12 protein-coding genes are annotated in these 20,366 nt (G+C 53.7%); 1 reads left to right on the top strand and 11 read right to left on the bottom strand.

Translation table 11 applies throughout. The features are described from left to right. Positions 1–42 precede the first annotated feature (42 nt). From I2G69_RS10940 to I2G69_RS10915, 6 genes are all read right to left on the bottom strand, one after another. The gene (locus tag I2G69_RS10940) at positions 43–519 is read right to left on the bottom strand and encodes a hypothetical protein (RefSeq protein ID WP_195560778.1); all 477 of its coding nucleotides are present in this window, start codon (positions 517–519) and stop codon (positions 43–45) included. 173 nt (positions 520–692) lie between these two features. Next, positions 693–1,394: a hypothetical protein gene (locus I2G69_RS10935; RefSeq protein WP_195560777.1), complete on the bottom strand. Its 702-nt coding sequence runs from the start codon at positions 1,392–1,394 to the stop codon at positions 693–695. 64 nt (positions 1,395–1,458) lie between these two features. Then, on the bottom strand, positions 1,459–3,282 hold the full coding sequence (locus I2G69_RS10930) for a M56 family metallopeptidase (RefSeq protein ID WP_195560776.1): 1,824 nt from the start codon (positions 3,280–3,282) through the stop codon (positions 1,459–1,461). A gap of 84 nt (positions 3,283–3,366) precedes the next feature. Continuing rightward, entirely contained in the window at positions 3,367–5,184 is a 1,818-nt protein-coding gene (locus tag I2G69_RS10925; protein ID WP_195560775.1) for a M56 family metallopeptidase, read from the bottom strand. Further along, on the bottom strand, positions 5,184–5,552 hold the full coding sequence (locus I2G69_RS10920) for a BlaI/MecI/CopY family transcriptional regulator (protein ID WP_191405961.1): 369 nt from the start codon (positions 5,550–5,552) through the stop codon (positions 5,184–5,186). The genes I2G69_RS10925 and I2G69_RS10920 overlap by 1 nt, the downstream gene beginning before the upstream one ends. A gap of 276 nt (positions 5,553–5,828) precedes the next feature. Next, complete coding sequence (locus I2G69_RS10915; RefSeq protein ID WP_087235223.1) at positions 5,829–6,038, bottom strand: hypothetical protein; 210 nt, start codon at positions 6,036–6,038, stop codon at positions 5,829–5,831. Between the two features lie 341 nt (positions 6,039–6,379). On the opposite strand from I2G69_RS10915, the gene I2G69_RS10910 reads away from it, so the two are divergent. Then, on the top strand, positions 6,380–11,179 hold the full coding sequence (locus I2G69_RS10910; RefSeq protein WP_195560774.1) for a metallophosphoesterase: 4,800 nt from the start codon (positions 6,380–6,382) through the stop codon (positions 11,177–11,179). Positions 11,180–11,554: 375 nt separating this feature from the next. Here the strand turns inward: I2G69_RS10910 and I2G69_RS10905 are convergent, their stop codons facing one another. The 5 genes from I2G69_RS10905 to I2G69_RS10885 all read right to left on the bottom strand — a co-directional run bounded on the left by I2G69_RS10905 (position 11,555) and on the right by I2G69_RS10885 (position 20,034). Beyond that, positions 11,555–12,232: a TIGR00266 family protein gene (locus I2G69_RS10905; RefSeq protein WP_087235221.1), complete on the bottom strand. Its 678-nt coding sequence runs from the start codon at positions 12,230–12,232 to the stop codon at positions 11,555–11,557. Between the two features lie 375 nt (positions 12,233–12,607). Then, positions 12,608–18,103 carry an NPCBM/NEW2 domain-containing protein gene (locus I2G69_RS10900; protein ID WP_195560773.1) on the bottom strand — a complete coding sequence of 1,832 codons (5,496 nt, stop codon included), beginning with the start codon at positions 18,101–18,103 and terminating at the stop codon, positions 12,608–12,610. 453 nt (positions 18,104–18,556) lie between these two features. Then, positions 18,557–18,859: a hypothetical protein gene (locus I2G69_RS10895; RefSeq protein WP_195560772.1), complete on the bottom strand. Its 303-nt coding sequence runs from the start codon at positions 18,857–18,859 to the stop codon at positions 18,557–18,559. Positions 18,860–18,885: 26 nt separating this feature from the next. Continuing rightward, positions 18,886–19,806 carry a hypothetical protein gene (locus I2G69_RS10890; protein WP_087235217.1) on the bottom strand — a complete coding sequence of 307 codons (921 nt, stop codon included), beginning with the start codon at positions 19,804–19,806 and terminating at the stop codon, positions 18,886–18,888. Between the two features lie 24 nt (positions 19,807–19,830). After that, entirely contained in the window at positions 19,831–20,034 is a 204-nt protein-coding gene (locus I2G69_RS10885) for a hypothetical protein (protein WP_140400405.1), read from the bottom strand. Positions 20,035–20,366 lie beyond the last annotated feature (332 nt).

The raw sequence follows: 20,366 nt of genomic DNA, 5'->3' as shown, positions 1-20,366 counted from the left end.
TTCCCGCGGGGGAACGTCCTCGTTCTCTCTTGAAGAAAACCGTCAATACATGGCCACGCCAACCAAAGACGTCATCAGCCCAAAGACGGCGACAAGAGTCAGCACGATCACCGCGGCATAGGCCACAACCGCCCAGATCAACAGCAGTTTTGCGCGGTGCGCCTGCTGCTGCGTGAGGGGGTTTTGAAACGGCGCGCTGTATGGATTCTGCACGCGGCACTGCGGGCAGAACGGCTCCGCCACCCGGTGTACAAACCCACACTGCGGGCAGGTCATCAGCCGGTTCGCGTTGTTATTGCGCAGGCACAGATAGACGATGCCGGGAATCCAGCCCAGAAAGCCCACCAGCAGGCCCCACATCACCGGGTCGTTGTTCCCGCGCGCCTTTGCGTCATTATACGTCGCCAGCCCCAGAAGGACCTGTGCGGCAACCCCCACAAGGCAAACGAGGACGATCATCACGACAAATCCCATCACTGCGTTCATGGCCGCCACTTCTGCTGCATAACTGCTCCCCATGATCCCACTCCCTTTGTACTAATATGTTAGTACAATAATATACACTGCATCGCGCTTTGTCAAGAAAAACTACAATTTTGTAAAGAGGGAATGTTTTGCGGAAATGCGAAACGCCCCCGGCGTTTGCTCGCCGGGGGCATCTGAATACCACTGCACAAATTTAATACAGGCAATTATGCCATCAAAAAGGCCTTACCGTCTATGAGCTCACCCTGTTTCTGCTCCACATTTTCCAGCTTATACGTTCCGTCCTGGACGGAGAACGTAAATTGATAGTTGACGCCTTGACCATCCTGTTTTAGAACCAACAGTGTCCGGCCATCCTTACTCATCAAGTAAACAGGCTTGGTGTCTCCAACGGCTCTACCAATTTGTTCCGATACATTTTTTAATTGAAATGTCGTATAGTCCTCGCTATAACAACTGATATGGGTATATTCGCTCACAGGGATTTGGAAAGCTTTAACAAGCGCGTCTTTAAAACCAATTTCCAGCTTAGCGCCAGGTGATTCGCCGTCCTTTGCCGAAATAAAACTTTTTGTTCCTATCTCGTCAAATGGATCGCTGGCAATCCCATGTTTATAGGAAAAACTACCCCATATATGTATCTCATAATACAGGCCGCTTGGATTTTTGACATCCCAATCTGTATCGTAGCTTACTTGATCGCCCCCTGCCATTTGGTAGAATTCTCTACCATCTTCCTCAATATATCCTTCGTAAGAACTCCCTTCTAAATCTGATTTTGAACAATTTGTACTGGCATGAGCGCTGCAGGTGATCGCATTTTTTCCTCCGGTAATCCCTGCCCATGCATCTACATTATATGCGAAACCTGCTGTTGAAAAGATACTTACGAAAACCATCGCAGGCATGAATGAACTAACCCTTTTTTCGTCCTTTCTGTATGGTCTTTTGTAATGGCAGTGGTCTCCGGAACTACTGAGGAATGCATCTGTTTTCGATAATGGGATACCAATTTTCCTCTCCGCTTATTTTACTCCTGTCTGTATACGCCCCCATTCTAAAAAAGTGTGCATATATCCCATTTCCATCTTGGTTGAACAGAACTCCTTCCGTATGGTCTTTTTTTATATAAGCCCAAGTATGGTTAAGAGAAAACTTCTCAAAGGAATAACGGCCCATTTGTGCCAACTGTTTTTTTATAGATCCCCCTAAAAGATACGCTTGGTTTTGAATTACGGAAGGATAGACCGTAGAAAAAGCTTCTTCATATTGTGACAAATCAATCTGAAATTGTTCTGCAATTGTTTGTATATGCCGCTTTTCGGATTGCCGCTGAAAATATCTTTGATTCAGTTGCTCTCCCTGACAAGCAAAGGCTGTACCGATTTCAAAAACTTCTGGATGAAACGGATCGGAGAATTCTAATTCGATAAGCGTTATCTGCCCTTGATCTACCTGGTTATCGGCTTGACAGCAAAAGAGCCCGGATGTAATTTCCCCTTTCTTTTTACTATCGACCGCGAGAAAGAACGGATGGTTTGTATATTCGCGCGTTTGCATTGCAGGGGAGACTTTTTCTAAGAGGCTTCGGTACGATTCTTCCGCCTGTTCGCACCTCTGATAATTTTCATCGGTCAACGGCAAATCGCGGAAGGGCTGATAGGTTTCAAACATCGAGCCTTTTAGACATTCTGTCAAAAGCGCCTTGGTGGCGGCCCGTTCTTCCGGGGTTGTACGGGCCGCCTTTAACTGGGAAAGAACCGAAGGATTTAACGCCTGCACAGACGCCGGGTTCAGGGAGCTGGTAAGCAATATTAAACCTGCTGCAATACAGACGATCAGAATATGTCCATTCCGCTTTGATGATGGATGGACAATATTTTGGAAACGCCTGACCATTTCCTTTTTCTTGCCTGAAAAATTAGTAGAAAGCGGAACCCTGTGGGACTGTTCCGTCAGGACTTCCAGTAGGACCGTCCCGTATTCCTTCCGGTAGAGGCGGCTTTTCCCCTTTAGGACGGTATCGTCGCAGGCATTTTCTAAATCCAAATTTGCCTTCTTTGCCAGAATATGTGCCAATGGGTTAAACCAGTGGACGCTCTGCGCCAGCAGAAACACCCACTTGATCCAGAGGTCGCGCCGTTTATAATGGGCGAGTTCGTGGCGGAAAATAAATACCAACTGTTGTTGCGACAGTTCCATCTGTGGCAAAATCAGTACGGGACAAAATAGGCCCAGGATCATAGGCCCCTCCGCATGACTGCTGATTCTTACGGGGATGTCCCGCCGGATATGCATGTCCTTCCGCACCTGTTCCAAAAGAATGGATTGTTCCCGGCTCAAGCTGGATTCCCCGCTTTTCTTCAGGAACCAGATATGAAACAGATAAAGCCCTATGTGAGCAAACAAAAAGCAAATACTTCCCATAATCCAAATCAGGGCAAGGCCTTCCAGGAGAGAAAGGTGTTCATAGAACGGTTTGATAGGGGCGTCAAATGTAGGGATGGGACTGGGGAGAAACGCCTGCGAAAGAACGTCCGGCTGCGGGTAGGCAGCCTGGGACCCAGCGGAAGAAATGGTTCCGGCCGAACCCTGCATAGTTGCATTCCCCTTTGAAAGGGGAAACATAAAGGTTATCGGAATCAATAACCGGACACCAAACACCAACCATAAAAAGCATTTTGCCTGAGAGGAAAATGTTCTTGTAAGCCATCTATCGGTGACAAACAACGGCAATAACAGCAAAGCCATCTGTACGGATACACTGAAGGTTTGGATAAACAGATTTTCCAACATTCTTACTCCTCCTCTCGATCCAGCAGCGCCCGAATTTCTTCCAAGTCCTCCTTGTTGTAGTGGTCTTGCTAAAGCATCTGCCTTTTAAGCTTTACACTCGGATCGGAATATGGGGAACTGGCTCTCTAACGTCTTCCTTTGATTCCTTTCGGCAATTGTAGGGACTTCAAAATAATGGACATAGGTCCCACTCCGGTCCATATGAATCATTACTCCTTCTGTATGATCTTTTTTGATGAACGCGGTCATTTGCCTATGGTGAAACTGTTCAAACTGGTATCCTCTCATCCTCTTTAGCTGCTCTTGCAAAGACCATCCTAAATTGTCCGCCTGATTTTCTATAATCGCTGGATCCATCATCGAAAAAGCCTTTTCATATTGTGATAAATCAATGTTAAATTCTGTTGCGGCCTCTTCTATGGAATGCCACTGCCTTGTGATTTCTTGCACCCGCTCATCGACATCGTTTCCCCTGCCCGGATAGATCGTTCCCACGTCCATCACCTGCAAATTCGATACATCCGAAAAATCCAGCCAAATAAAATGCATTTTCCGATTTCCCTCTGGAATATCCGCATTTGCCTGGCAACAAAACAGGCCAGATTGAATGTCCTTTTCTCCCTGCCCATAAACGGCCAAAAAAGAGGGATTTTTTCTATATTCCTGCGCAATGGATCGGGCATCTGCTTTTAATAAAAGCGAACGATACGCCTGCTCCGCTTTTTCGCATCGGTCGTAATTCTCTTGCGACAAAGGAAGTTCCTGATAAGGTACGTATCCTTCAAACATCGAGCCCTTTAGACATTCTGTCAAGAGTGCCCTTGTTTCCGCAATCTCCTCCGGCGTTGATTGCGGCTGGGAGGAGGCCCCCGCGCTTACCGCCTGGGCCGGCGCTGGATACAGCGTGCTGGTAAGCAACACCATCCCCACCAAAACACAGCAGAGAAATCCATACCCTTTCTTTTTGGGAGCTGTGTTGATCATGTTTCGAAAGCGTCCGATCATTTCTTCCTTCCTCCCTATAAAATGGGTGGACAGCGGCACTGCATGGGTTTGATTGGTTAAGACGTCCAGCAGGACCGTTCCATACGCCTTCCGGTAAAGGCGGTCCTTTCCCTTCAGGACGGTATCGTCGCAGGCATTTTCCAAATCCAAATTTGCCTTCTTCGCCAGAATATGTACCAAGGGGTTAAACCAGTGGACGCTCTGCGCCAGCAGAAACACCCACTTGGTCCAAAGGTCGCGCCGTTTGTAATGGGCAAGTTCATGGCGGAAAATAAACATCCGCTGCTCTTGTGAAAACTCCGTCCGCGGCAAAATCAACGTGGGATGAAACAGGCCGGTGAGCATCGGGCTGTCCACTTTGCCGCAGATCCAAACGGGTAGATTGCGCCGGACATGCAGCTCCTTCCGGATCTGCTCCAGGAGGGCTTGCTGCTCCCCGCCACATACAATTTCGCTGTGTGCCCGCAGGAACCGCATATGGAAAACATGTATGCCCACGTGTGCCAAAAGAAAGCAAACCGCCCCGATCAGCCAGAGCAGTGCAATGCCCTCCCCTGCGGATATCTGTCCATAAGAAATCTCAGCTGGGGCCGCGAATCCTGCGGTGGAACCCATGGGAAGCACATCCACAAATACCGGCGCCTCTGCCTGTCCCATCTGTGCCGCAGAGGGCAGGGCAGCTTCCGTGGCCTTTTGTATTTCTGCACCCCAAGACGGGAGAGCAAACGAAAGAGATGCAGGAATCAAAAGGCGGATGCTAAAGGCCATCCAGAGGAAGCATCTTGCTTGCGCAGCAAACCGCCGTGTGAGCCACTTATTTCCCAGGAAGGAAAGCAACAGCAGTATGGACATTTGCAGGGAGAGCCTCAACACCCGGAAACAGATGCTTTCCAACACTACGATTCCTCCCCTCGGTCCAGCAACGCCCGAATTTCCTCAAAATCCTCCTTGCTCAGGGGCTGGGATTGTACCAGCGCTGCAATCAGGGATTTCGGGGAATTCCGGTACAGCTTTTCCACAAAGGTTTCCGTCTCCGCCGCACGGTAGTCCGCTTCCGCGACCAATGGAGTGTAATAATTCAAACGCCCGATTTTCTCACAGGAGAGATATCCCTTCTTGACCAGCCTGCCCAAAACCACCTGCACGGCCTGTATTTTCCAGCCCTTTTGCAGGCGGCGCGCAACTTCGCCGGTGTCCAAGGCCTCCTGCGCTCTCCAAACAACCAACATGACGTCCAATTCCGATTCTGAAAGCCTTTTCAACATATCCATTTACCTCTTTTTGTCTGTTTAACATACAATTGTATGTTAAAAGTATATACCATCTTTCCTCCAGTGTCAAGGTTCTGTAAACAAGCGGAAAAGGGGGCAGCGAGGAGGTTCTCCCTCTTTGCCCTCTTTTTTAACTAGGCCGAAGCCATTTGCCCGCCGCTAAAACACGTGCTGTACAGATGGCTACCATTCAGCGGTTCTTGTATCCGGATAGAGGCTAACTTTGTGGAACTTCTTCCATGCCTGTTCCAGCGCTGCCGGAAGCCCCTCCTATTCCTTTCCCGCTTCTGCATTTGCCTGGGAAATCCGTTCGGCAATCGGACGCAATTGCTTCTCAAGCTCTTCTGCGGAAACGTTCACTGTTCTTGGGTCGATCGTATTGGTAAGGCCCGCTGCCTGTAACTCCTCGTCGGTTGGGAAGTGAAACGTCGTTCCATATTCTGCGTTTAACTTGTCCAATACCGACTGATAGGCTTGCAAATTTCCAGTCCCTCCTAAAGGCACTGCGAAAAGCATGAGCAAACAAAGGCATAAACAAAAACTTAAAAATTTTTTCAATACAACCACCCCTTCCAAAGACGCTTATTTTACTTTCTACAAAATTACTTCTGTATAAATCTTATAACGATTTCTTCATGCGGTCAATCCACCCATTTAAATATTATTCAATTTATATTTTTATTTTTAATATTCTTTAATCCAAACCTTACCTGTTTTTAACGATGGATTCCTATACTTTTTGGGAAGGCGTGTGACGACACGCGCCGTTCCCTATCAAACGTCCCAAGGGACGAAAGGTGATTGCAGAATTGGAGGAAAAAATGATGCAAAGCCACAGGAAATGGTACAAGCGAACCCTTGCGCTGCTCCTGGCGGTAGCCATGGTCGCTACGCCGGCAACAGCGTTTGCACAGACGGAGCCAGCCGCGGAAGAACCGGCGGCCAGCGTCGTCTATGCGCCGGAGGACCTCGCTGCGTTCTCCGAAGCCCTCGACAGCGCCGGTTACGACCTGCCGGACAACACGGCAGCCCTCGCGGCACTTTCGGAAGAGCAACCTGACCTCAGCACCCAGAACATCCAGATGGAAGTTTCCCCGGCAGCGCCGGCCAGCGTCCTCCGCACGGCGCAGAGCGCCGCGCCGCAGGCGGAGACCTCTTCCACCCTCAAGATCATGCAGGTTTCCGACACCCACCTGCTGCCGGAATCCATGCAGCCGAACGGCGGCGAAACACAGCAGCCGGGCCAGTTCCAGCCCGCACTGGACGGGGACGGCAACCTGGTGAACACCGAGCCGTTCGAATACCCGGATTTCGCCGCGGCCCTGCACTCCGACCGCAAGATGATGGCGGAGAGCGAGGACATCGACGCCCGCGTCTTTGAGATGGTTGACGAGGCCGACCCGGACGTGCTGGTCATCAGCGGCGACCTGACCAAGGACGGCGAGGAACCGGCCCACCGCGAGATGGCCGCGATGCTCACCGAACTCCGGGCCGCCAACCCGAACATGCAGATCTATGTCATCAACGGCAACCACGACGTCAACAATTCCGATGCAACCGACTTTTCCACCTGTGTGAAGGATTCCTATGGCACGGCGACCACCAGCGCCATGGACCCGGACCTCAAGACCACCCCGGAAGAGTTCAAGGAAATTTACCATGACGTCTCCTACACGGACGCCATTGCAACCTACACCCCGCCGGAAGGGAAGCAGCAGGGCGGCCTCTCCTATGTGGCGCGCCCAGCGGAGGGCTTCACCTTTATCGTCATGGACTCCGGCAAATACAGCGCGGACATCACCGACAGCGGCACGGATGAGCACATGACGGGCGGCGCGCTCAGCGAAGACCTGCTCCAGTGGGTCGCGGAACAGGCTGCGGAAGCCAATGCGCGCGGCGACGTTGTGATCGGCGTGGAACACCACGGCCTGGTCCCGCACTTTGGCATGGAGCCGGACATCCTCGGCGAATACCTCGCGGACAACTACGAAGAGGCTGCGGAAGCGCTTTCTGCCGCAGGCGTGAACATCGTCCTGACGGGCCACATGCATGCCAACGACATCGCCTCCCGTGAGATCAACGGCAAGATGTTCTATGACATCGAAACCGGTTCCTGCGTCACCTATCCCTCCCCGGTGCGCACCATCACCCTGACCCGCACCCAGGAAGAAAACGGCAGCATCCAGGTGAACGCGCAGATTGCCACCGATCTGGTGGACACCGTGAATTACAACGGCGTGGAAATTGAGGACTTCACCGCCTACGGCAAAAACGCCACGGCGCTTTCCGGCGACATGATCAGCGGCGCGGCCGGAAACCTGCTGGTACGTCCTCTGGTGGAGCAGGTCCTTGCGGCGGGCGGCACAAAAGCGGCCCTGACCGCCCTGCTGGAACAGGACCCGGGCGACCTGGTGGTCTCCATGCTGGACGAGTACCTGCCGCACACCGAGGAAGACGGCATGCATGTCACCCTCTCCGGCATTGACGCAACCCTCTGGCACGCGGACGGGAAGGTGCATGGAACGGCTTCCGTCAGCGGGCTGGATGCACATATCGTCATTGCGGACAGCGACGTCAAAGAAAAGCTGGTGGATGTGCTGCTCCAGCAGGTGGACGAAAAGGTCCTCCCCGAGGGCGGCCTGCTCGACCAGACCATCGAGGCAATCGCAACCTCTGTCGCAGACATGCAGATCGACGCGGAACATACCGTGATGGGCTTGGCCAACTACGTCTACCAGGGCCATCTGGCGGGCGATGAGCCCCAGGAAATCCCGGATTGGGTCAACACCGGCATCGCACAGCTGCGCGACGTGACGCTGGTCAACGCGCTGGTGACCGCTGTGGTGGACTGCGCTTCCAACGAAGCGTCCGGCATTGCCGATGCACTGACCTTCAACGCCTCTGACCTGATCAAAGGCAACGACGGATTCGTGGATAACCTGGCCGCCGCGCTGGTGGCCGGCATGGTGGGCGGCTCCAATGCCACGGTCGGCAAAGTCGTGGAGATCCTCCCGGTCACGGTCCCGGGTGTGGAGGAACCCACCAATGAGCAGAAGATTGCATTCCTGCTGAACGGCCTTATCAACGGCGACGGCACGGAAGAAAACCCCGGCCTTCTGACCGAAGAGATCAAACAACAGGTCGGCGATTTCGCTGCGAACGTCTGCGAGTCCTTCATCCAGGACGACAACAGCGCGACCGGCGGCACGGAAAACAACGGCGAGATCGACTTTGTCCTGCCGAACGGGAACATCGTCGTGTCCGGCGGCAACCTCACGGGAGAGACGTATCAGAACCTCGACGATGCCCTGCTCGCCATCAAGCGCGATACCGACGGCGAAGGCCCCTACACCCTGTATCTGAACAAAGACGAAGACTTCCTGATGTACGAAGAGACCGCCGGCCTCTCCTGCTACTATGCGATGCGCAATGTGGATAAGCCGCTGGTCATCGACGGCCAGGGCCACACGCTGGGCGTAGCCGATACAAGGCCCTGCTTCCTGCGCACCTATGGCGACATCACCTTTAAAAACGTAAATTTGGATATGGCGAATACCACCCTGATCACCTGGAAGAGCAACGCGGAAATCAAGATGGACGACACCGTGTCCGGCTCCCTCAAGAGCTTCCGCGACGACTCCGTCTCCCGGTATTGCTACTATACCGTCGATCTGAGCAACCTCTCCATGGAAAGCATGGAGGGCAATGGGCGCAGCATCCTGCGCGTTGCCAACTGCGGCACGCCGGAAGAGCCCGCCGTGATGGACATCACGGGCATGGGCGGCACCAAGCTGGACCGCTCCTGGCTGTCCATCGAGGGCGACTGCACAGCCGATCTCGGCACTGTGAGTACTACGAGCGTCGGCGGCGGCCTGGTGCTGACGGGCGACGCCACCATCAAGGGCCTCAGCGGATGGAATAAACTTGAGAGCAACACCCCCGCCACCGTAGAAATCCCCGCCGGAAGCGTCCTGACAGTCACCGACTTCCTGTTCGGCAAGAACAGCGTCACCGTCACCGGGGATGCGCAGGTTGGCGACGTGGTTGTCCGCGCAGAGGAGCAGGAGGACGGTTCGTTCTTCCTCAGCAGCCCGGAAAACATGGAGCTGGTTTACGCGGACGGCGCATACACCTTGCAGGAAAAAGCGCCGGTGGAATACCCGCTGACGGTCCACTTTGACCCGCGCACGGTGCAGATTGCCGTTGACGACATCTTCCCCGGCATTGCAAACGTGACCGGCACGTATCAAACCACGGTCTTCTCCGGCGACGAGTTCACGATGCTCTTCGTGCCCACGGCGGACGGGCGCGAAATCGCCTCTATGGAAATCAACGGGGAAGCGCAAGTTTTGGAGAGCAGCGGCCCCTTCTCTTACACGCTGACCATGCCGGAGGGCGAAACCACTTTGGACGTCGTCGCGACGGTGGTCGATAAGAGCGTGCTCCGCGCCGTCATCGAGGCGGCGGTAGCCCTGCAGGGCGGCGAAGAATACGAAGCGGCTGTCCCTGCGGTGCAGGAAACCTTCGACAAGGCTTTGGAAAACGCACAGGCAATTGAAGCGGTGATCGCTGTATCCCAGGCGGAAATCGACGAAGCATGGAGCGGCCTGCTGGATGCGATCCATCTTCTGAGCTTTGAAGCGGGCGACCCGGCCGCGCTGAACACGCTGTTGGATATCGTGGCTTCCCTGACGGAGGAGAACTTCACAACCGGCAGCTGGGCGGATCTACAGGCAGCTGTTTCCGATGCGCAGGAAGCCATCGAGAGCGGCCTGAAGGCGGAAATGGACAAAGCCTATGAAACCCTGTATGACGCCCTGAACGCCCTGGTTTACCGCGCGGACTTTGCGCAGCTCGACCAGGCAATCGCAGAGGCACAGGAAATCGATTTGGACGAGTACCTCGATTTGGAAGGCACCAAAGAGGCGTTCACCGCCGCTTTGGAACGTGCGCTGGCCGTACAAGCCAACGTGGATGCAGACCAGGAAACGGTCGATCAGGCGGCGCAGGCGCTGATTGAGGCCATGGCAGCGCTGCGCAAGACGCCGAGCAAGGAAGCGCTCGCGGAGCTGGTGGGCACTGCCTCCGCGATGGACACCTCCAAATATACGGTGGCCAGCGTATCCGCTCTCAACCGCGCCCTGGACGGCGCACAGGCAGTCCTGGCGGATGAAGCCGCTACGGAAGCGGATGTAGAAACCGTTTATCGTGCGCTTTCCACCGCGCTGGACAATTTGGTGGAAAGACCGGCGAGACCGGTATCCGGCAATCACGGCAGCACATCCGCGAACATTGGCAATGCATATGGTGCAGCGGGCGTTGTCTCCGCAAGCCAGACCGTGGCGGCAAATGCCTATGTGATTTCCGATACGACGGTCAACTTCACCTTGAAGAGAGGCAGCGCATACTGCTTCAAGATGACCGTGGTCAACGGCAACAGCATGGTGCCGAGCTTCACGGCCGGCAACGGCGATGTGCTCAAGACGCAGTTCGTGGCGAAGGTTGGCAACGACTACTACTACAGAGTCTATGCCACCGGTACGCCGGGCCAGAGCACGGGCGTTTACACCACCCTGCCGGGTCAGAACGCGGTCAAGCATTGCACGGTGACGATTGCGTAAGTGCTTTCGTAGACAAATGTTGTGCGTCTGATTGGCAGATCGGAAACAATAAAATAAAAAGGAAGGCTTTTCCCTAATAAACAGCAAGGACCCAATCCTGGAACTCCCGGGATTGGGTCCTTCTGTATTTGATGCTTCTATTTCCCACATGTGGCGGGGCTGCGATGGTTGCCTTTATGAAGATTCTTGCCTTGCTTCTGTAGGGCTTCCCATATGGAGCGGAAAGCAAACTCCTCGCAGTTTGCTTTCTTAGGGAACGCCGTAGGCGCGAAAAGACGCTGTGCGTCCGGCGTAGGCGCGAGAGGCACTGTGTGCCCGGCGTAGGCGTGAACGGCACTGCGTGCCCGCTGCGTGCCTGTGTCCCGACCGGTAGGTCTAGTTCCCGGACGGGATGAAGCCTCTGAGGGCGCTTGCAAGGCTTGAAAGGGGCATGGTTTGAAGCCAAACCTTGCCAGGGCCGGTCAATAGCGTATTAAAAAATCCTTCGCCGCCCAAGACCTTATTTTTCAGGCCGGGGACCTGTTGAATATCAATGGAAACGCTTGTTTCAAATCCGGCGACGTTCCCGGTATCCACAACAAGCTGCTGCCCAGCCGCCAATTCGTATTCGACCAGTTCGCCGTCGATTTCAACAAACGCCATCCCCTGGCCGGACAACCTCTGCATAATAAAGCCTTCGCCGCCAAAAAAGCCTGCGCCGATCTTTTTGTTGAAATGGATGCTCAATTCAACACCTATCTCTGACGCAAGGAACGCCCTCTTCTGCACAATCAATTCTTTCCCCGGCTCAATCTGCAACGGCAGGATTTTTCCGGGAAAACTGGACCCAAAGGCAATCATGCCCGGACCGCCTTGCGCGGTATAGATATTTTGGAACATACTCTCCCCCGAGAACGCCTTGGAAAACATTTTCCCAATGCCGCCCCCGGTCGTGGACATCATCATATTCGGTGTTTGCCATACCATAGAGCCTTTTTCGGTGATCATCGTCTCGCCATTGTCGAGATAGCAAACGACCACCGGAAATGCGCCGCCTTTTATTTCGTATTTCATAACTTCTTCCTCTCCTTACATGGATGATCTTGGATTCTTTCGATCCATCCCCTGTGTTTCCTGGGAAAAGCCGCTAATGCATTCGTTGCAGGGCCCCCTTTCTCAGCCCCCGCTTCCACCATTCCGCTATGACCCAACCGCCTTTCCCTTTTGTTCCAGTCTATCATTTTATAGACCGTTTGAAAAGCTTTTTTGTGCATTTTTAATCTTATCTGCTTTTGCCGGGACGATCCCGCATGTTCCTTTGCCCTGTGCCTACAACATAAAAACACCGGTGGGATGCGGCTGCACCCCACCGGCATTCTCTTCGCTGCTTTTCATCGATCGGCACGCTGGTTTGCTTCCCACACGGCCCCTGCCGTTGCTTCAAACCGGTCAGCCTTCCAGCAGCATTCTTTTGAGCTTTACAAGGTCTAAGACGTTGCACACACCGTCGTGGTTCAAATCCACCGCTGACAGTTCTTCTTCCGTCAGTTCCACATTTCCAAGGATAAAGTCCATGACATAGGTGATATCCTCGTCATCGAACACGCCGTCGCCCGTGACGTCGCCTTCTACCCCGCTGGCCGCTACCACAATCACAACGCGGTCGATCACCTCGCCTTGTACGGTCAAAGTCACTTCACAGCCGTCTTCGAGCAGCGCGTCCGGCTCCATTTCCTTTCCGTCTGCATCTACGATCGCCAGTTCGCCCTCATAGGCATAGAACTGCTCCAGTGCCTCCTGGACCGTGGTGCCCTCCGGAATGGTGGCCTGCCCGCCGGCAATCTCATAGGTGTCGGAATAGATGTGGTTCTCCGATGCAGAGACCTCTGTGAGGAATTTCGCATCCGCCCAGTCCGCGTGGTCCGAGTTGTTGGTGTCCACCATCAGCGCGTCCAGCTGGATCGTCTCCACGCCGGTGAGGTCCAGGTCGATGAACTGCGCGGGCGACTTTGCGTTCATCACGCCGCTGTCAAACGCGGGCTCCCCATCCAAATATACAATAAATTGCACGGTTGGGGCGGAACTGTCGTAGTAGGAATAGTCGATGCCGCACCAGCTCTGGAACCGGGTAAAGCCCTGGTCCGCAATGTCATAGACAATCGTCGATTCCGCATGGGTGCCCAGGCCCTTCTCATAGGTCACCGGGCCTCCCGCTTCCTCGTTATAGAGCGTGAGCGGACGGCGCTCGATCTCCTGGTCGCGCAGGACCGGGTGGCCTTCCCAGCCGCTTTCTGCGCGCACCCACGGGAGGTCGGACAGATAGGCTGTGTCTGTCACGTCGATGCGGAAGACATACTCCTGTTCGCTGCCGTCCGGGGCGGTCACGGTTGCACGCAGCACATTCTCGCCCAGATACAGCGGGATCTCCCCTTCCAGGAGATTGCCTTCCGAGGTGAAGGATTCCCCGTTTGCGGTAAAGGCGATGGTCGCGCCCATCTCCTCCGCCTCCAGCACAAACTGGGTGCTGGAGCGGTACGAAGAACCGCGGTAGGACAGAACGTCCGGCTGCACCTCTTCCTCCAGGGAAATATCCGAGAAGGACGCGCGCTCCAAGTTGGCATTGTCCTCCTGCGCTACCTTGACGCGGATGGTGTAATACTTTGTCTCCGCCAAGGATTCCGCTTTCACGGCAATGGTAAATCTGGTCAGGCCGGGCCCCGCCTCGCAGCTGAGCGCAGAGCCGCCCGTCGTCTCGTGGCCATTGGAGACGATCACGGAGGAACGGGAATTGGCCGCCTCTGCCTCAAGTGTAAACGAGACCGGTTCTTCGCTGGTAATCAGGTAGTCGGTCTTCTCCGGGTCGAAGCCCTCGATGGTCTCCCCGTTGACCTTCAGGTCTGCGAGGTCCGTGTCCGTGTAGCCGTTGCGGACAACCACCAGGAGGTACTGCTGCTGTTTCCCATCCGGCGCCGTCACATCCATATCGATATAGTTGAGGCCGGAAAGGATTTGGATCTCTTTGTCAAAGCTGGCGACATCCTCTGCCAGCACTTCGTCATTGACCGTGACCTTCATGCGCGCGTCCGGGTTTTGCGTGGCGCAGCGCAGCGGCAGAGATTCGACATCCTCCGTCACGCCCGTGATATAGCCGTAGGTGGTAAAGGAGAACGGGGAGGACAGCTCCTCTTCGCCCAATTCGAGGTTGGACAACCACGCATTGGGGGACTCCGGCAGCGCCTCATACGTGACTGTCACCGTATAGGTGCGGGACGAACTGTCCGCTGCGGTCACCGTGACCGCCAGCTCGTTTTCGCCCTCTTGCAGCGTCAGGCTTGCCGCATCCACCGGTTGCCCATTCAGAGCAAAGGATACCTCCGCCCCTTCGGACTCCGGCTGCGCGGAAATGCGCAGTTCCGCCGCAGAGCTATATGCCTGATAGTCGAGGTTCTCACCCGAGAAGTTCGGGGAGAGGGCGATTCCCGCGCCGCTTGCCTTTTGCAGGGTTAGGGTTTTCAGATATGCGTTGCCCATGGGGTCGCCGCGCATGTCCACCGGACCCATGGCGCCGGTATAAACTGCCTCACCCGGCATACCGGAGGCGTCGGCCGGGATCACGCTGGCCTTGATGTATTTGCCCTGGTAGCCTGCCGGGATGGTCCAGGTATCCCCGGACGCGCCGCTGATCTTTGTGTATTCCCCATCGGCTGCATCCGCAGCATACCAGGCGATCACGCTGCCCGCCTCTGCATCGCCGTCCGGGTCGCTGAACGCATACTGCACGGAGAGGGTGTCCCCGACAGCTGCCTGTGCCGTGCCGAACGCCGCATCGGAGGCAGCCGGGGCCTGGTTCTCATACGCAAAGGCCTGCGGTTCGCCGTTGATGGTCAGTTCGCTAAAAGTAATCTGATTGCCGCTATTCTCCCCGGACGCTGTCCACAAAGCCAGTTTCAGCCCGGTATTCCCAACGGTTGTGTTGTCGAGTTCGGCAAACTTGACCCAATCCGCGCCCTCTGTGGTGCGCCTATAATAGCCTTCAAAATGGTCGCCGCTTTTGACAATCTTGAAGTCGATCGCATCGTCATAATAAAAGCCGTCCTGGTCGTCCTTGCCAACGCGATGGTCCTCATTGCCAACCCGGTTGGATTCGGTCACCAGAATCGTACCCAGATGGTTCTTTTTCTGGCAAGCGACATAATTGTCGAGATCTTTCAGGATGCCGAACCCAATTTCCTCATACGTCTGATAGGTCTTGCCCGTCACCCTAACGGTGGCCTCAAAATTTTCTCCGTCTGCAATCGGGAACGTCACAACGTTCTGCTGTTCGTCGCGGATATCAAAAAAGCCGTATAGGTTCGGCACGGTCAGCGTCAAGACGTCCGGATCGTCAATGGCCCAGAATCCCGGCACTTCATATTCGATTTCCGGGATCACGGTTTCGCCGCCGATGCTGATGGAAACCAGCATCGAGTCGGAAACGCCGTTTGCACTGGCCGCCCGGACCTCCACAACGCCGTCCTGCACTGCGGTCAGGACGCCGTCCACATCGATCGTCGCCGCTTCTGTGGCTTCGCCCGTCGCCGCATCGGCCACGGACCAGGTGAGTTCCGCGCCGGCCTCCGCCGGGACAGTCTCTGCCGAAAGCTGCATCGTTTCGCCCGCTGTGCGCAGGATGTCCTGCGGGGCGGAAATCTTGACCGATTCCGCTGCGGCGCCCTGGCCGTCCGAAACGGTGATGTCCACGCGGTTGCTCTCGAAGACGCTGCCGTCGGTGGCCACCATGCTGGCGTACACCTGCGCATGGCCGGGGGCAACCGCTTCAACGGTTCCGCCCGCCCCATCCACGCGCACGACCGATTCGTCCGTGCTGATATATTGGACTTTGCAATCCTTTAAGAGGAACTGCTTGATCGAATCCTCGTTCAAACGGACGTCTTCATCCTCCAAATGGATTTCCGACGTATCCATATCGCTGACGCTGGCGCGCGTATTCAGGCCGTCTCCATAGGTATTGCCGGAGAGCACCACATTTTTACAGCCCCGGAAGGAGAAAAGCCCCGCATCGTTGACGTTGGTGCTCATCTCCAGCTTCAGCCCGGCTTTCCCTCCGGGCTGCAATTGGTCTGTGGAAACCGTCAGCTCGCTGTCGATCCCATCGTCTGCACGCTTAAACGCATTGTCGCGGATGGTCAGATTTTCCACACTGAGCGCCGAAATAGCCGACGTGTTATTCAGATAGAACGTGTTGCCTTCAATGGTCATGTTTTTGTGCAAGGGGTTGTTTGGATCGAGTTCCTGGATAATCGGTTCAATGTGGATGTTCGTCTGGTTGCCCTCCCAAAAAACATTGTCGCGGATGGTCACATTCCGGGTATACCCGGATTCATACCAGCCGTTTGCATCGTCCGAAATAAAAATCGTCCACATATCGATGTTCCGGAACTGGTTGCCTTCGATCAGCACATCCCCGCGGGTGGTACAGAGCAGGCCGCGGCAGCTCGACTGGGAGAAGACATTGTTGCGGATCTCCACATCCGGCGTATAGGTGATGTTTTCCACCACGTATCCGGTGGGGTCCCCACTGTTTAAAATCTCGTCTGGGAGGTCCCGGTCAAAAGTGAGGACGATGTTCTTCCGGTTTTCCGGGTCATAGTCTTCCTCTGCGGGATTTTCCACCTCGGTGACAATGGCGTTCCGCACCTCTTCAGAACCAACGGCCTGCAAGCTGGAACGCGCAATAAACTCGACCTCGTCGCCCACATAATAGTTCGGGAAACCGTAGGTCTCGCGCTCCATATAGCGCACGCGGACTTTATTGGGCGCCAAGACCTCCTGAATTTCCAGGAAGGTGCCGTGGATGTTGATCGGGTCATCCTGGGAATTGTTAAAGTAGCAGTTCTGGACCGTGATCTTCCCGCCGCAGCCGGACATCTGAATCACGTCCGCAGAGGCCGCGGTTTTTGTGCCCTTGCGCGCATTGGTGGCCACATCGACGTTGTCAATGGTGATGTCCTTGGAGAACTGGCCGATGATTGCAAAGGAATGCAGGAAATTGGCGTTAATATCACGGATTGTGACGTCTTCGCTCTCCCATAGCAGCATCGAAGGATTGTCGCGGGTCGTCTCCTTGATCTGGATGTTGTAACCCGCCTGCGCCTTGGGCGGCGCGGAATAGTGGAAGAGCACCCGGCGGTTGCCCAGCTCTTCGATGGAAGTGCAGTTCTCAAACAGCGTCATGCAGCCGTCCCAAGCGCGGTGGATTTCGCCTGTGAGCAGGTTGTTCCACTGGTCAAACGGGTAATTGTCATAGATCCAATACCGGTTGCCGGTCTTCGGGCTGACTTCCCCGTAGAAGATCAGGCGGTTGCCGTCGATTGCATATTCATAACAATCCGGGATATAGACCGTGGCCGTATCCTCCGTGACCGCTTCGACCGTTAAGTCGATGACATATGGCCTTGCAAAATCATACGTCAAGTTTTGGATTTTTACGTTTTCACAATCGATGACGGCAAACGACATCATTTTCCCGTGGAAGATCAGCTTAGAACCGCCGCCGTCCAAGGTGATATCCTGCATATCTTCCAAGAGGATTCCAATGGTGCGGATCGAATTCTCCTCCAGCTCCGTATTGCTCGGGGTGGTGGAGTTCGATATGTAGATTCTCCGTGTGATGGCGTCGTCCGGCCAAATATTGTATTCCCCTTTCGGGAAATAGATGGTGACCGGCCCGTCCACTTCCTTCGCGGCCTCAATTGCCTTTTGAATCGGGACCGCGCTGTCTTCCTGGCCGGAAGGATCGGCCCCAAAATCCGTTACATCAATGACCGTGCCCTCTTCGCTGGCAAACGCATTGGTTGGCAGTGCGAACGTTGCAAAACAGCTTGTCAAAACAAGCGCGATGATACACAGCCAGGAAACGGCCCCTTTCCATTTGTTCCCTTTCATTTCTCTCTCCCTTTCCAAAAGATACAACTTTCATCCCCTTGTTAAAAAACCGCTCTATCCCCCTTTACAATTTGATGGCTGTTTCTATTTTACGTTTAAATATTCAACAAATCAATTGGTAATCTTGTAGAAGTTTATTAATTTTATTGCAATTTATATAAATATTACAACGCAAGCATATTGATAACGCTCCTACGCCTTTGCAAAATACAAAACGCCCCGGCCCTCGCCGTGTGAAAACGGGCGAAAGCCGGGGTTATTTTCTGATTAAACAGGTTTGATATGGGCAGGGATGGAGTTGCTTCCTGTGCGGCCAAACGGCCACGCAGTCGCAACGAACTTTTGTATTCCTCTGGCAGGCAAAAAGGGCACCGCGGCGCTACAGGCTGCCGGTTTGACTGGAGCACTCTTTCCGCAGAAAATTCCTAGGGATATCCACTGGAGAATCCGGCTTTACCGCCCGAAAGTTTCCGGATGCAAAAGGAATGCCGCCAAAAGGCATGCCGCAAGCAGCGCAATGGTCGTGCAAATGCCATACACGGTTGCCTTTGCAATCGCCCGGCGCTTTTCCGCAAGCCCCTCCGGAATCCTGCCATAATAGAAGCTCAGGCTGTCTAACAAGATCGCAAAAAGCAGGATCGGGATGCTGATGTAGAAATAGTTCTCCGGCAAAACGAATGCAATCAATGAGGGGAGCACCCCTATATAGAAACCATAGCGCCGGATCAGTTCATAGATGCGTGTGCCCAGATGCATACAATCCTCCGGGAAACGGCTCCCTTTTACAATTTGGTTTCTCTTCTCCTTTTCTTCTGTATAAAAGAGGCGATCCAATAAAGAAGGCATGCCGCAGATACGATTTCTATCCCGCCAACCAAGGATAATCCAACGGAAAAAACCACATTCTGAACAAACATGGGATTAAGCATCCATTGAAAGGCAGGAAGAACCATCAACAAAATCACAAAATACAGGACGTTCCCCTCCAAATAGGTTGAGAGCCGCATCCTTCCATAGAAAAGAAGGACAGCCAGGCCCGCAAGCAGCCATTTTGACAGGGCCAGAAACACGCCGTCCAGAAATGTCCCCGCACTGGAAGCCCAGGAAGCAAAGGCCATGTCCTGGTGGGAAATGACCGCCTGGTTTCCCATGAAATAAAGGACCCGGCAGGCACCCTCTGCCAGCACTCCCGCGAGGGAAGCGGCGGCAAACCACCCATATTTTTCCCGCTCCTGTAGGAACCGGCAGCGTGTGGAACCGCCTTGCGCCGGCGCGGTTTGTCTCCCAGCAGCCATCTGGAGGAATCCGCCGAGCGCCGCCATCAAAATCGACGCCCAAACCATTCTTGGAAAGGCCCAAATACAAATACTCCATCCTATCCCAGCAGAAGGCCGGAAAAGGATTGCAAACAAACCGGCGAAAAGGAAAAAAACTACAAACCAGCTCCATGCCAAAAGCGTATAGCGCCGCAAGCTCAGCCGATTTTTCAAAAGGGAAATCCCTAAATACACAATCACTGCAATCGAAAGCCCTAAGACAAGGATTTTCGCACTTGCCTCAAAACTCCAAAGGCGGTCTGTGCGGACAAAATCCGTTCCCGACGCCACCCCGTAATACAAGAGCAAAGAGAGAACCGCCAGGACAGCAATCCCTGCCCCTAGAAATTTTCCCCTTTTTCCAAAAGCGCCGCTTCTTGCCATCATAGAAGTGCCTCCCTGCTTGTTAAGTTAATCAGAACCTGGCGTTACTTCTACTGTATCTCCTAATGTTCCAAAGTCCGCATCCTCGATTTTTACATTTTCTCCTGAGAAGTTCCCATACAGATGAAAACTCGCACTAAAACGTGCAGTATACCCATCTGACGATTTATTTGCATTTGTAGATATATTTTTGGGAGAAAAATGCCATCCCACTCCTGCGTCAGCGTACATAATATTCTTCAAGGACGCATTATAAGCACTCAAAATTTTTCCAGTATTCCCTTACAAATATTACTATTATTTATATAATCTGTCAACATTTTTCATATAGCATTTAATATAATAATATAATTTAATATGGAATATTTTTATAATTTTTATATAAAATTTTTACACAAAAAAAGACCCATCCAATCTGGATGGGTCTTTGCCAGTACACTGAAAACTGAATAAAGATTTAAGATAGAAGTTCTTGGAAAAAGCTTCGAACCAAGGAACTATGGTCAAGCCCTCGGCCTATTAGTACTGCCAAGCTGAACATGTTACCATGCTTACACACGCAG

It is taken from the genome of Anaeromassilibacillus sp. D41t1_190614_C2 (genome assembly GCF_015558525.1).
GTDB lineage: Bacteria > Bacillota > Clostridia > Oscillospirales > Acutalibacteraceae > Anaeromassilibacillus > Anaeromassilibacillus stercoravium.
Note: the sequence above shows the minus strand (reverse complement) of the source record. Positions and strands in the feature narration are given on the sequence as shown.